The organism is Adlercreutzia sp. ZJ141 (assembly GCF_011038965.1).
GTDB lineage: Bacteria > Actinomycetota > Coriobacteriia > Coriobacteriales > Eggerthellaceae > ZJ141.
In genome coordinates, this window is record NZ_JAAKEB010000004.1 from 1 (window position 1) to 11783 (window position 11783).

The window sequence follows — 11783 nt, forward strand, 5'->3', positions numbered from 1 at the left end:
ACCTCGTCGATGTAGAGCCAGGTCGTTACCCCTCGCTCGAAGTTCGCGTACATCCGGTTGCGCACCGTCTCAAGGGCGGTGAGCATGCCGAAGACGCGCATGTTGGTCGAGAGGTCGTGAAGGTCGATGTTGGTGATGCGGTTGGCAAAGCCTATGTTGGACTGGCGGTTGAAAAACGAGAGCGCTCCTGTGACGTAGCGCTCGTAGCGAAGCGCGATGTCGCGCGCCTCAGCCTCCGGCTGGTCGAGCAGCACCGCATGAAAGTCGGTGAGGGTCGGGGTCGTGGCACCATCTGCGCACCTGGCGTATGCCGCCTCGACGCAGCGCGTGATGATTGACTTGTCTGCCTCAGGCAGACCCTCCGAAGACTCCGCCATCATTGCGCTTGAAAGGGCCAAAAACGCATCGATCTTGAACGCGAGCTGCGCCGCGTCGGCTTTGCCCTCCACGTCTGCGAGGTCGAAGGGGTTGAGCGCGGTGTCGGCGTCGGGGGCAAGACGTACGTTCACGCCGCCTAATGCCTCGATGAGGTTTCCGTATTCTCCGGCCGGGTCGAAGATGATGATCTCGTCTTCGGGGTACGCGAGCACGGTGTTGGTGATCTCGCGCTTAACGGAGAAAGACTTGCCCGACCCGGGCTTGCCGCAAACGAACCCCATGGGGCTTGCGAGCTTCTTGCGGTTGCAGATGACGAGGTTGCCGGACTGCTTGGACTGACCGTAGTAGCCGCCGCCCTCCTGGTTGAGCTCAAGGGAGGCGAAGGGCATCTGCATGGCGATCTGGCCGGTGGTAAGGTAGCGGGTGACGTCGATGTGGTTTGCCCCCAGCGGCAGCACCGAGTTCAAGGCCTGGCGCTGGCGGTAGTAGAGAGGCTCGATCCCAAGCGAGTTTCCCTGGCCCACCGAGATGACCTGCTCCACCTGGCGCTCAAGTGTCTCCACCGCATCAGCGTAGGTGTAGATGAGGCCGGTGTAGACGAAGAGCCGCTCGTTTTTGTTGCGCAGAAAGTCGAGGAGCTCTTCTGCCTCCTCCTTGGAATAGCGAAGCTCAGGGGGCAGGATCGTGTAGTCGTAGCCCTTCTTCATGGCGCTCATCTGCTCGTCGATGATCTCCTTGTCCATCCAGTCGAGCTGGCGCTTCACAAGCGCAAGCGCATCTGACTGCGCGATGGGCTGGATGTGGAGGTTCACCGACAGCGGCATGGGCAAATCGATGATGGCTGCGAGGTAGCCATCCTCAAGCATCGAGCCGAACGTGCGGATCGAGAGCACGCATCCGTACGTCTCGTCCACCTTGAAGATGTCCGCGCGTCCGCTCGGCTTGAAGTCGATGAGGGCTGGCGCGATGAGGTCGCGTGTGCGCACGTTTGAGCGGGGGCTTATCTTGTCCCATGTAAACGTGAAGGGAGCGCGCGGCCGAAGCTGCGACTGGATGGCGCGCAGGCGCTCGGTGCCGTCGAGCGCGTGTGCGTCGCAACGGATGCGCGAGAGCGTGTCTATGACGTCGCCTTTGATGCGGGAAAGCTTCGGTACGGCGTCTGTGACGTCGTCGGCTCCCACCATGTAGGTGAGGTAGCGGTGGCGCGTGAGGTTTGAGATCCCCTCGCGCATCTTGTCGTTTAGGATCCGGTTGTACTCGCGCGCGTACTTGGACGTGTCGGGGTCATCTTCGGGAAAGAAGCGCTTGCTTCCGATCTCGTCTGCGGGGATGGGCACGTTGGCGATGGTGAGCTGGACGCACGAGTCGGCCCCGAAGTAGTTGTAGAGCGATGAGAGCACAGAAAATATGTTCTGCTGGCTCTCGCGTCGGGCAGACTGGTAGGAGATGTCTGCGAACTCGATCGTCTGGGAGAAGAGTCCCTCCTCGACCTGGGCGATACCGTCCTTATACATCGCGTCATAGCCGATGAACGACGATATGTCCTTGGCAGCGGCGCGTGCCTTCTTCTGGCGCGCCACCTTCTCCTCGTGTGCCTTTTTCGAGCGCTCGGCGTTAGACGTCGCTCCCATCATCTGACGGAGAACGCCTGGGCTCGGCGCATGCGACCTCGTCTTCTCGCGCGTTGCCCTTCGCTTTTCCTTAAGACGTTTCCTTTCGGATCTTTCGCTTTCCTTCTTCGTTTTCCTGCCTGGATGGCTCATTGCCCTCAGCTCCTTTCCTTCTCGCTGCGCGTCTCGCCTTCCTGCTCGGGCGCCCGGCCTTGATGCGCTTAAGGTCTGGTGCGGCAGGGCTTGCGTAGAGCAGCCGTTGGTCTTTGATGTGATGCGCTGCCAGAAGAGGGATGAACTTCTCCGCGCGCATTCCGAAGGGCCGCCAGAAGCCGACGAGCCAAAACGGGATCGATGCGCACATGACGGGGAAGGCCGCATCAGCCACCTCTATGCCGACCCAGAAATGCCACATGGCAGCTGCGGCGATAGCCGAGCCGAACCCTCCCGTCACACACAGAAGCGTTCGAAACGAGAGCTTGCCGACGATCTTTTCTTGATACTCACCGATGTCCTTCTGAACGGGGATCTGTAACGACACGTCTGCCCCCTTACGCCGGAAGCCAGGACGTGTCGAGCGCCCCGAAATAGACTGCGGCGGCGATGATGATGGCGCCTCCTGCGATGGTGGATATGGCGGAGGCGATCTGCGAGCCTCCTTGTTGTTCCCTGATGGCAAGGCCGAGCGACACCGCTCCCCAGACGACCAGAAAGCCGCCGAGGAAGGTCACGCAACCCGACACCAGGTTGATGATGTTTGCGAGCATGTCTTCATGTCCTTTGCATATCAAGGTTTGCGCCGCGCCGAGCGCTGGGTATTCGGAAGGTGCGCTCGATGCGGCGTGCTAGAATTCGTTGTGGAGCGTTCTTGCTCCTTTGCATGGGCGACGGATCCGGAAGTTGCTCGGAAGGTGCTTTCGGTGCGTGCGCGAGCACCCGTCGCCTGATTCCATGGATTCCACTACGTCATCGTGGCCTCCTTCCGCTCGTTTCCGCACGTGTTCTTGAGCTTGAACGGGGAGTCGTATCGCGCACCTTTGTGACCGGGATCTACGAGCGCATAGCGAGGATGCTTCTCCAGGGGATATTTCTTGTCCCTGATGGGGAACGCTCCCGCGATAAGCACTATCGCCTCATCTCGCGCGAGCCTGCCCACCTCGGATGCCTGAAGGAGGTCTCGCTCCTGCTTGTTGTAGTTCTTCGTAGTAGACGAGCTCGATCCGCGCGAATCGTTGATGGACATAGTCGCAAGCGTCTGCTTTCCTATCGCCTCGGATATCTCCTTGTTCGTGTCGCTGGATTTCCCTCCCAAGAACAACATCGTGTCACAGCAGTCGGTGATGGTCTGCGCATCGTCGTCGTAATGACTCTTGAGCTGCGAGAACGACTGCAGGATGATCGAACAGGAGATGTTCCTAGACCTGATAACCGCGATCATCTTCGCGAAGTCGGGAACGGTACCGATGTTGGCGAACTCGTCGAACATCATGTGGACGGGAGTCGGAAGCTTCCCGCCGAAGCGCTCGAGGGCGGTGTCACAGAGGATGTTCAGCGTCTGCCACATGAGGATGGCGAAAAGGCAGTCGAACGTGGAGTTGGTGTCGGACATGCTGGCGAAGAGCGCCGTCTTCCTCCCCGGGTCGCCGAGGTGGTCCAAGCCCATCTCGTCATACGACAGAAGCTCGGACACCTCGCGGATTGACAGCGGCTTCAGGCGCACGTTGCAGCTGATGATGATGGATTTGAGCGTCTTCCCGGCGGCGGTTTTGAACGCCTTGTAGTTCGACAGCGCGAAATCCTCGGATTCCTTCACGGGCTCCTGCTGCTTTACCCAGCTGTATCCGAACGCCTCGCCCCCAAACTTCCTGCTCTCAGGGTCTATCTCTAGCGCTTCCCCCTCCTTGGAAAGCCTCATGCCGGTCTCAAGCTCTTTGAACAGGATGTCGAGCGGGCTCATGAAGGACTCGTCTTCCTCTTTGGCCTCGGCAAGTGACAGAAGCGTGAGGAGCCCCGGGATGTTCTGGTCGGCTTTCGGGCAATGGTTCAGCAGATATGCTACCAGCGACGAGTAGAGAAGTCTTTCGGCATTCTCCCAAAACGGGTCCGAGGGCTTTCCTCCCTCGGGTGAGGTGTTCTTTATCAGGCAGTCGACGAAGGTGAGGATGTCCGCTTCGCTTTCGATGTAGGCGAGGGGGTTGTAGTGGCAGGATCGCTCGAAGTTGATGGTGTCAAAGGTGATGATGCGATAGCCTCCTGTCTTTAGCATATGACCCACGTCTCCCAAAAGCGTCCCCTTGGGATCTGTGACGAAGAAGCTCGCATTCATCTGCATGAGGTTGGGCTTCACGTAGTAACGGGTCTTGCCGCTGCCGGATCCCCCAACGACGAGCACGTTTTTGTTGCGGTCGGTCTTCAGGTTGAACTTGTCCCTGGAGAGCGCGAGGGCGCAGTCCTTAGTGAGCAGGATGTTGTTGTCTGGATGGGATCGGTCGGCGAACGCCCTTGCCTCCCTCTTCGTCGCCCACCTTGAACTGCCGTGTTCTTCGCCGTCTCTGCGGGTGCCAGCTCCGAGGAGCATTCGCGCGGCTACGATCCAAACCGCGCATATTCCCAGAACGCCGGCGCATACGGCGGCAGCCTCTCCGGACATTGCACCGCCTGATGCCACATAGCCTGGCAGGTTGAGAACGGCTGTGCTCAGGTTCTGGACGGGGGTGCCTCTCATTGATAGGAGACATGCAACATAGAGGTTACCCAGAGCAAAGGCTGCGGGACTCAGGCACGTTGCGATGATTACCGTCCGTTTCACTTCGCGCGAACCTCGGCAAGGGATATCTCCTTGTCTACCGCGCCCTTTGCGGCCATCGCCTTGGAGCCCTCGCGCGCCCTGTCGGCGCGCTCCTCAAGGGGCTCGTCGTCTCTCAGTTTCAGGTAGTTGTTTGCGTATTTATTCAAAAGACCGTTGGCAGCCGCGATGGTCAGGCCGCCTTTCCTCGCAGTCTCGTACTCATCGCCTGGAACCTTGCCTTGCCCGACAAGCGAGTCAAGATAGGCGATCTGCTTATCCGTGGCGGGAGAGCCCAAGTGCTCCTGCCTCGCCTTTTCCATTTCCGGAGACGCTTTCGCCTTCTCAAGCGCTCGATCGGCCTGACCCTCCAACTCCTCGAACGCCCTCGACACATCTTGGGCATCGATAACCCGGAACAGCAGCCAGCTCTCACAGGCATTGTCTTCGTAGAAATCATGCTCGACCCCATCCGCCTTGAGCTTGTCGGATAGGATGTCTTTGATGGCATCGTATTCGGGGAGATCCTTAAACTCCGCCATGTTGAGCTTTGCCCAATCATCGCCCGTGCGTTCTGGAGTTTTTGCTTTCACTCGTGCGTTGCGCAGGGCCTCCTTGAACTTTTTGACGCTGACGGTCATGGCCTTCTCTCCTGCATCCTGCCCTATACGCAGCATCCAGTCGAAGAGCTTCTCGCCCGCCTCGTCTCCAAAATCGCTCGCCATGGGCGTTGCACGCTCCTTTCGCCGTAGCGGTGATCCGATAGCTACTGCGACAAACTGTCACAGTAGCTATCGGCGTCGCCTCAGACCCTCGTCTATTTCAATGCTGAAAGTCGATGAGCTGCAGGCTCGCGCCGCAACAGCTCTCTCGGCGAGGGCCTGTTGTTCCGAAAACACCCTTTGCGGACACTGAACTCGATCCGCCTCCAGAAGCCAATTCATGTAGGTGTCGAACGTTCCGAGCCTGATCATAGGCGTGAAGGACAGACTCTCGAACGCACGCCAGCCTCCGGACTTTTCTTTCTTGAGAACCCACCACTCATCGCCTCGGTCAACTTGCTGTATGAGGGCTATGCCGCCAAAAACGATACCCTCGCCTAGGCGATGCCCCTTGCGGCTCAGGTAGTCTTTGACCTCTGCCGCATTCACGACGAAACGCAAATCGAGGGAGAGCGACGCATAGCCACTCTCACCATCCTCGCCTTCCGAGACTGGTTTCAGCCATGTGTTCTCGCGGCACTTCGCCCGAAGCGACTCGCAAATCTCATCGTCAAGCGCCTCTTTGGATTTCATTCGCGCCCCTTCGGTCCAGCTGTAACGCCTGCGTAGTTCTTTGTGCGAGCGGTGTCCGCCTGGCCCATAGGGATAATTGGGTGGGTTTGGCTTTGGCGGGCACCTTTCGCCTGCTGGCGATTGAACACCAAGGCGCACGAGGCCAAGCCTGTGAAAATCAGTGCTTATGTCCTAGCGTGTCAGCGGGCGCATCAGCGCACGGGAAATCCATTTCTCGCGATTCGGTAGTCGACGTCGGGAAGTTTCACCAAGGCGCACACCTGTTTGATGCGCGAGAGGATGGCGTCGACGCGCTCCGGGTCTCCTCGCCTCGACATGCGAACGCCTAGCGAGCTTAGCTTGTGCTCGCTTGCGATGATGGTCGGGCGCATGCAGCCGTAGCGCTTGTTCAAGATCCGGTACATGGTCGAAACCGCCCATTCAGATCCCGATTCCCTGCCCATGTCGTCGATGGCCAGAAGCTCGTATGCCGCATAGCGTGCAATCTCATTTGCGGTGGATGCCGGCTTATCGAATGTCTCCTGGATGGTTTCGAGCATTTCCGAAGCGCTAACCAGAAAAACACTGTGGCCCGCATCGTGCAAATCACGAACTATCGCGCTGCAAAGCGACGTCTTGCCGCTTCCGCTGATGCCCTGGATGAAAAGCCCGTTTCCCTTGTGCTCCCCGAATGTGGCAAGGTAAGAAATCACGTCGTCCCTGCAAAGAATCGCATTCTGATAACGGGGCTCTATGCCTATCTTCTGCAACTCCCTTATACGCCGCTGCACCGCCTGCGCATGCGCCCTGTCCTCCTCGCGCCTTCTTTCGGTTATCGCACCCTCGCACTGACACTGCCCATAGGGAACCCATGCGGTGCCGCCAAGGAGAAGGTAACAGCGAGCAGAAAGGGCCTTGCCGCAGTGCTCACAGAAAAACTCTGGCGGCTCGTCATGCGCTACACCCATCTCGTCGAGCTCTTCAAGCGTATAAGGACCCGGAGTATCTGGGCTATTCGTCATACTTCGCAAAGCGGTTCTCCAGCCCTTCTCTCTCAATCCTTTTATTATTACTATCTTCTGCGAGGTGAACAGAATTCAGACGCGAGAGGTCTCCTCGTTCACCAAAGTAGTCGGACTCACGGGAATCTTGTTCAGGTGAACATCGTTCAGGGTTAATCTCGACGGCCCTACTGCGACAATCTGTCACAGTAGGGCCTGGGCGATTCTCGCACAAGACAAAGGCCTTGGTCTTCCTGCCGCTTCTCAAGCTGTGTTCGCCGACCTCCACGACAAGGCCTGCTTCAGTAAGCTTGTTCAACGACTTGATGACAGCCCTCTCGCTCACGCCCAGATACTCTGCCGTCTTCCTCCGACTCTCGAAGAAGGTGCCGCCTCGCTTGCAGAAGCCGTAGATGCGCGCGTAAACGAGAAGCGCAACACCCGATAGCCCGAGATCCTTCCACATGAACTCGTACACGGCCAGAAAACTGCCTCTACTCGATTCCACTGCTTTGACCGCGCCGGAACTTCTTGCGCTCGTCCCGCAGAGGGGCGTTTCTCTTCACCCAGTCAAAAAGCTCGTCTTGCAGGACAAAGAGGCCCTGTTTCTTCCAGAAGAGGATTCTGGCGGGGAAGGGATCGTCTTTTAGATGCGTTAGCTCGTACAGGTAAGAGCAGTTTACGTGCAATATGCTAGCCGCTTCTGCCATGGTATATATGCCGCTCGCGTTGAACCTCGGCTGATCCTGCCATTCGGACATCAGCTCTCTATTCTGTTCCCTTCTCTCGGTGCTCATGTTCAGTTCCTTCCGGGGCGCTTCTGCCGAAGCGAACGCTTTGGACAACATATCCGCATATCCGCGATCGAACGAAGATGACATGTTGAACGTGGATATGCGCTTTTGTTCGGAGCAGCAGTCTTGCGTCCTGCAACGTGGGCCATTGGAGCGCTCGCTATGCAAGACTTCCAGACTCGATCAATTCATCAAGCCGCTCCCGTCTGATAAGGAGCTTGCGACTGACCTTCATCGCCGGAATCTTGCCCTCCTTGATCAGCGAATAAAGCTTACTCCGGGAAACGTGGATGTATTCGCATGCCTGCTTGATGTCGAGCCAGACCGGCAGCGGAGCGCCGGGCGCGACTTGCTCGTTCGCGCCGCTCTCGTCACTGTGACAGTCTGTCGCAGCTGACTGCCCTGGCTCGGAAGCCATACGTCGCTCAGGACGTATCATGTCCAAAAGCAAGTTGAGCTTGGCCGCTTCGTCTACTGTAAGCCTTATCTGTTCACCCATGTCGCTTTCTCTTCCCCGCATCTATGCGCTCTAACCTGAATGACCGGAGTGCGTATCGCCTCGATTCGTGATATCTCGCTTATAGGGGAGAACCGAGCGATAGGCAACCGAAAAACCGGGTGTTCGCGTCAGAGCGTGTCAGAGAAGACAACGCCACACCGAATGAACATCATTCAACATCATTCGGAAACTTAAATTAGGTGCTCAGATTATGAATTTGAGATGGAATAATCTCCATAAATATTTTTTCAAGTTAGTGATTTTCGTGGCGTATTTTCCATCAAAAACCACCGATATGCAGGGAATATCAGAGGTTGCTTTCTGTCATTTACCCCAAATTTGCCCCAAAGTCCGATTACGGACCAAAAAGAGACTGTATTTTGATAGCCCGAATTGAGCGAAAAGCCAACAAGATTCTGAACAATTCAGCACTGCCGAGAGTGGCTCTAGAAAATGAAAAAAGTCAGAGAAAATATTCTCTGACCTGGTGTTTTATGGTCGCGGGGGGAGGATTTGAACCTCCGACCTTCGGGTTATGAGCCCGACGAGCTGACCAGACTGCTCCACCCCGCAATGTGATATTCAGTTGTAATGCGATCGCTGGGTTATGAGCCCGACGAGCTGACCAGACTGCTCCACCCCGCACTATGTTCGACGCCTTAACGGCAAGAATTCATAATACTCGGAACACGTACGTCATGCAAACTGTTTCTTGCACGACCATAAAATGCACATAAACGCGCACCGCTCTCACCCGAAAGTCAATTTGCGAGGCTAGCCGAACACCCTCCTTCAAAAGAGCGTTTTCTCCGTACTGCTCCGTACTGCTCCGTACTGCTCCGCACACTGCTCCGTACTGCTCCGTACTGCTCCGTACAGTTCCGTACAGCTCCGTACTGCTCCGCACAGCTCGTTCCAGCGCACGTTATCTGCGCATTGCGATTCCTTTGCAAATTTGTATTCCATTGGCAGCAAGCTGACGTACAATCGCGCACGTCACGTAATTCGAACAGTCATGCACATCGTGTAAGCTGCGCAGGCGGTAAATCTTTAAGGACAGCACGAAAGGAGCAGTTCTCATGCCCGTTATCGACGCACATGCTCACATATACCCCGCGCGCATCGCCGCGCGTGCCGTCGATTCCGTGAGTCGCTTCTATTCCCTGCCCATGTTTGCAGACGGTCCCGACCGCGGCACAGCCGATCATTTGCTTCGCGCAACGAACGAATCGCCCATTACGCACTTCATTGTGCATTCCGTTGCTACCACCGCACACGCCGTGGAATCTATCAACACCTTCATCGCCGAGCAGTGCCGGCTGCACTCGCAGTTCATCGGCTTTGCCACCATGCACCCCGATTACGCCGACCCCGAGCGCGAAATCAACCGCGCTATCAGTCTGGGCCTGCACGGTATTAAGCTGCATCCCGACTCGCAGACGGTAAACATGGACGACCCGCGCCTCATGAATGTCTACGAAATCATGCAGGCGAACGGCATGCGGCTTGTCATGCACACCGGTGATTTCCGCTTCGATTACTCGAACCCCGAACGCCTTACTCGCATTCTTAAAGCGTTTCCAAACTTGGTGGTCGACGCCGCGCACTTCGGCAACTGGTCGAAGTTCGACGTAGGCTTCGACATCTTGCATCGTTTCGAGAATGTGTTCGTCGACGCATCGAGTTCATCGTTTTGGCTGGGTAAGCGGCATGCTTGCGAGCTTATTCGCCTGTGGGGAACCGACCGCGTGATGCTTGGGAGCGACTATCCTATGTGGAGCCCTGTTGCCGAATACGACTTCTTGGACAGCCTTCCCTTCACCGATGATGAGAAAGACCAGCTGTTCTGGCACAACGCCGAGCAGTTCCTCGGGTTCAGCGTGGCTTAGCTTTCTTCCTCGGTTCCTCGGGTTCAGCGTGGCTTAGCTTTCTTCCTCGGTTCCTCGGGTTCAGCGTGGCTTAGCCATTCAGCGTGGCCTAACCGTTTCGAAGTCAAGCCTTCTTTAGCCTTCTTCTCCGGCTTCTTTCTCGACGCGATCGATGGTCATACGGAACGTGTCAATGCGGAAACGGTCCATTTGTTCGATGATAAACGTCACCGTGCAGCCATGACTGTCGGTCAGCTGGGCAACGTCGCCTACTGCGGGAATGCGATCAAGCACGTCGAGAAGCATGCCGGCCGCCGTTTCGCATTCTTCTGCCTCGGCGGGTTTGAATCCCATCAGATCGATCAGATCATCAACGGGCATCAATCCCTCAACCAGATAGCTGCCATCGGCCTGCTGCCGTGCGCCTTCAATGCTGCCGTGCGAGTACTCGTCGTCGATGCGCCCAACGATCTGCTCCATGATGTCGCTCATCGTGACTACGCCAGCTGTACCGCCATGTTCGTCGACGACCACGGCGATCTTAGTCTTCTCTTCCTGCAGCGTCTGCAAAAGCCGCGCCACCTGGATGTTTTCGGACACGCCAATGAGTTCGTGAAGAGGTAAGTCGTCGATACTCGCGCCCGCGGGCATCGTGTAGAGGTCCTTTACGTGCACAAAACCGACAATGCGGTCTTTGCTGCCGCGGCACACGGGGTAGCGCGTGTACTTGTACAGCTGCACGGTTTCAAGGTTTTCCTGCAGCGAGTCTTCCAAGTCGAGGCAGATCACATCGGTACGCGGCGTCATGATAGTGGCGGCGTCCTTGTCGCCCAAGTCGAAGATGTTGTCCACGTACTCGTTTTGCTCGACGCTGACCAGACCACTTTCCGTGCTCTCGTCAATCAGCAGTTGAATTTCCTCGGCTGCATATACCTCGTGCTCGTTCGCGGGATCGTGCCCTGCCATGCGCACAACCGCGTTGGTAATGCCGTTGAACAGCACCATGATGGGGTACGTAATGCGGTAAAACCACATGAGTGGGCTGGCTGTGGCAAGAGCGAATTTTTCGGTGGAGAAAATGGCAAACGACTTCGGGATCAACTCGCCTGCCACTACGTGCAGCGTGGTCATGAGGAAGAAGCCCAAGCCAACCGCAATGGCCGACACCGCAGCGTCGGGCAGTCCAAACAAAGCGCACACGGGGCGAATAAGCTCGGAAAACGCCGGCTCTCCCAACCAACCCAACGCAAGAGATGCCAACGTAATGCCCAGCTGACATGCCGAAAGGTAGGCGTTTACGTTATCGGCGACGGTTTTTGCCGCCTGAGCACCGAGCTTTCCTTCTTCGATGGCAAGTTCAAGCTGCGACCTTCTCACCCTTACCAGCGAGAACTCGGCGGCGACGAAAAACGCATTCATGAGCAGGAACAAAACAACCAGAATCAAGCTGAGCGCAACGGGCATGGCAGACGCGATCCTCCTAGAAAGCTCGTAAAGCGGAAGGACGGTTGCTCCCCTCCGCAGCGCATCGCATTCGATGCGCCGACAACATATACGTGCATCATTACAGTGTA

The 11783-nt window shown here is 56.9% G+C and carries 12 protein-coding genes and 1 tRNA gene; 1 reads left to right on the top strand and 12 read right to left on the bottom strand.

The window, feature by feature from the left end:
• From G7Y44_RS02160 to G7Y44_RS02210, 11 genes are all read right to left on the bottom strand, one after another.
• Nucleotides 1-2012: VirB4-like conjugal transfer ATPase, CD1110 family (locus tag G7Y44_RS02160; protein ID WP_371807453.1), on the bottom strand; the 2012-nt coding region annotated here is incomplete at its 3' end.
• Nucleotides 2013-2079: 67 nt separating this feature from the next.
• Nucleotides 2080-2529 (bottom strand): PrgI family protein, encoded by a 450-nt coding sequence (locus G7Y44_RS02165; protein ID WP_165247204.1) that lies wholly within the window; start codon nucleotides 2527-2529, stop codon nucleotides 2080-2082.
• A gap of 10 nt (nucleotides 2530-2539) precedes the next feature.
• Nucleotides 2540-2755 (bottom strand): hypothetical protein, encoded by a 216-nt coding sequence (locus tag G7Y44_RS02170; RefSeq protein ID WP_165055366.1) that lies wholly within the window; start codon nucleotides 2753-2755, stop codon nucleotides 2540-2542.
• A gap of 194 nt (nucleotides 2756-2949) precedes the next feature.
• The gene (locus G7Y44_RS02175) at nucleotides 2950-4797 is read right to left on the bottom strand and encodes a VirD4-like conjugal transfer protein, CD1115 family (protein WP_371807449.1); all 1848 of its coding nucleotides are present in this window, start codon (nucleotides 4795-4797) and stop codon (nucleotides 2950-2952) included.
• Nucleotides 4794-5498: a hypothetical protein gene (locus G7Y44_RS02180; RefSeq protein WP_165247206.1), complete on the bottom strand. Its 705-nt coding sequence runs from the start codon at nucleotides 5496-5498 to the stop codon at nucleotides 4794-4796. The genes G7Y44_RS02175 and G7Y44_RS02180 overlap by 4 nt, the downstream gene beginning before the upstream one ends.
• Before the next feature lie 66 nt (nucleotides 5499-5564).
• Nucleotides 5565-6068, bottom strand: coding sequence for a hypothetical protein (locus tag G7Y44_RS02185; RefSeq protein ID WP_165247208.1), 504 nt, complete (start codon nucleotides 6066-6068; stop codon nucleotides 5565-5567).
• A gap of 191 nt (nucleotides 6069-6259) precedes the next feature.
• Nucleotides 6260-7069 carry an ATP-binding protein gene (locus tag G7Y44_RS02190; protein ID WP_165247210.1) on the bottom strand — a complete coding sequence of 270 codons (810 nt, stop codon included), beginning with the start codon at nucleotides 7067-7069 and terminating at the stop codon, nucleotides 6260-6262.
• Nucleotides 7059-7556, bottom strand: coding sequence for a helix-turn-helix domain-containing protein (locus G7Y44_RS02195; protein WP_165247212.1), 498 nt, complete (start codon nucleotides 7554-7556; stop codon nucleotides 7059-7061). The genes G7Y44_RS02190 and G7Y44_RS02195 overlap by 11 nt, the downstream gene beginning before the upstream one ends.
• The gene (locus G7Y44_RS02200) at nucleotides 7543-7845 is read right to left on the bottom strand and encodes a hypothetical protein (RefSeq protein WP_165247214.1); all 303 of its coding nucleotides are present in this window, start codon (nucleotides 7843-7845) and stop codon (nucleotides 7543-7545) included. The genes G7Y44_RS02195 and G7Y44_RS02200 overlap by 14 nt, the downstream gene beginning before the upstream one ends.
• Nucleotides 7846-8002: 157 nt before the next feature.
• The gene (locus tag G7Y44_RS02205) at nucleotides 8003-8341 is read right to left on the bottom strand and encodes a helix-turn-helix domain-containing protein (RefSeq protein ID WP_165247216.1); all 339 of its coding nucleotides are present in this window, start codon (nucleotides 8339-8341) and stop codon (nucleotides 8003-8005) included.
• 495 nt (nucleotides 8342-8836) lie between these two features.
• Nucleotides 8837-8914: transfer RNA gene (locus G7Y44_RS02210), tRNA-Met, on the bottom strand.
• A gap of 506 nt (nucleotides 8915-9420) precedes the next feature.
• Here G7Y44_RS02210 and G7Y44_RS02215 point away from each other — a divergent pair.
• A complete protein-coding gene (locus G7Y44_RS02215; protein WP_165247218.1) occupies nucleotides 9421-10230 on the top strand; it encodes an amidohydrolase family protein in 810 nt (269 codons plus the stop codon).
• Nucleotides 10231-10344: 114 nt separating this feature from the next.
• On the opposite strand, the gene G7Y44_RS02220 is transcribed toward G7Y44_RS02215, so the two are convergent.
• Nucleotides 10345-11673, bottom strand: coding sequence for a hemolysin family protein (locus tag G7Y44_RS02220; RefSeq protein ID WP_165044819.1), 1329 nt, complete (start codon nucleotides 11671-11673; stop codon nucleotides 10345-10347).
• Nucleotides 11674-11783: the final 110 nt, after the last annotated feature.

Excerpts from the sequence above, each read along its gene's own strand:
- G7Y44_RS02180 (WP_165247206.1), bottom strand. The coding sequence starts at position 5,498 with ATGGCGAGCGATTTTGGAGACGAGGCGGGCGAGAAGCTCTTCGACTGG.
- G7Y44_RS02185 (WP_165247208.1), bottom strand. The coding sequence starts at position 6,068 with ATGAAATCCAAAGAGGCGCTTGACGATGAGATTTGCGAGTCGCTTCGG.
- G7Y44_RS02220 (WP_165044819.1), bottom strand. The coding sequence starts at position 11,673 with ATGCCCGTTGCGCTCAGCTTGATTCTGGTTGTTTTGTTCCTGCTCATG.
- G7Y44_RS02170 (WP_165055366.1), bottom strand. The coding sequence starts at position 2,755 with ATGCTCGCAAACATCATCAACCTGGTGTCGGGTTGCGTGACCTTCCTC.
- G7Y44_RS02190 (WP_165247210.1), bottom strand. The coding sequence starts at position 7,069 with ATGACGAATAGCCCAGATACTCCGGGTCCTTATACGCTTGAAGAGCTC.
- G7Y44_RS02200 (WP_165247214.1), bottom strand. The coding sequence starts at position 7,845 with ATGAGCACCGAGAGAAGGGAACAGAATAGAGAGCTGATGTCCGAATGG.
- G7Y44_RS02205 (WP_165247216.1), bottom strand. The coding sequence starts at position 8,341 with ATGGGTGAACAGATAAGGCTTACAGTAGACGAAGCGGCCAAGCTCAAC.
- G7Y44_RS02215 (WP_165247218.1), top strand. The coding sequence starts at position 9,421 with ATGCCCGTTATCGACGCACATGCTCACATATACCCCGCGCGCATCGCC.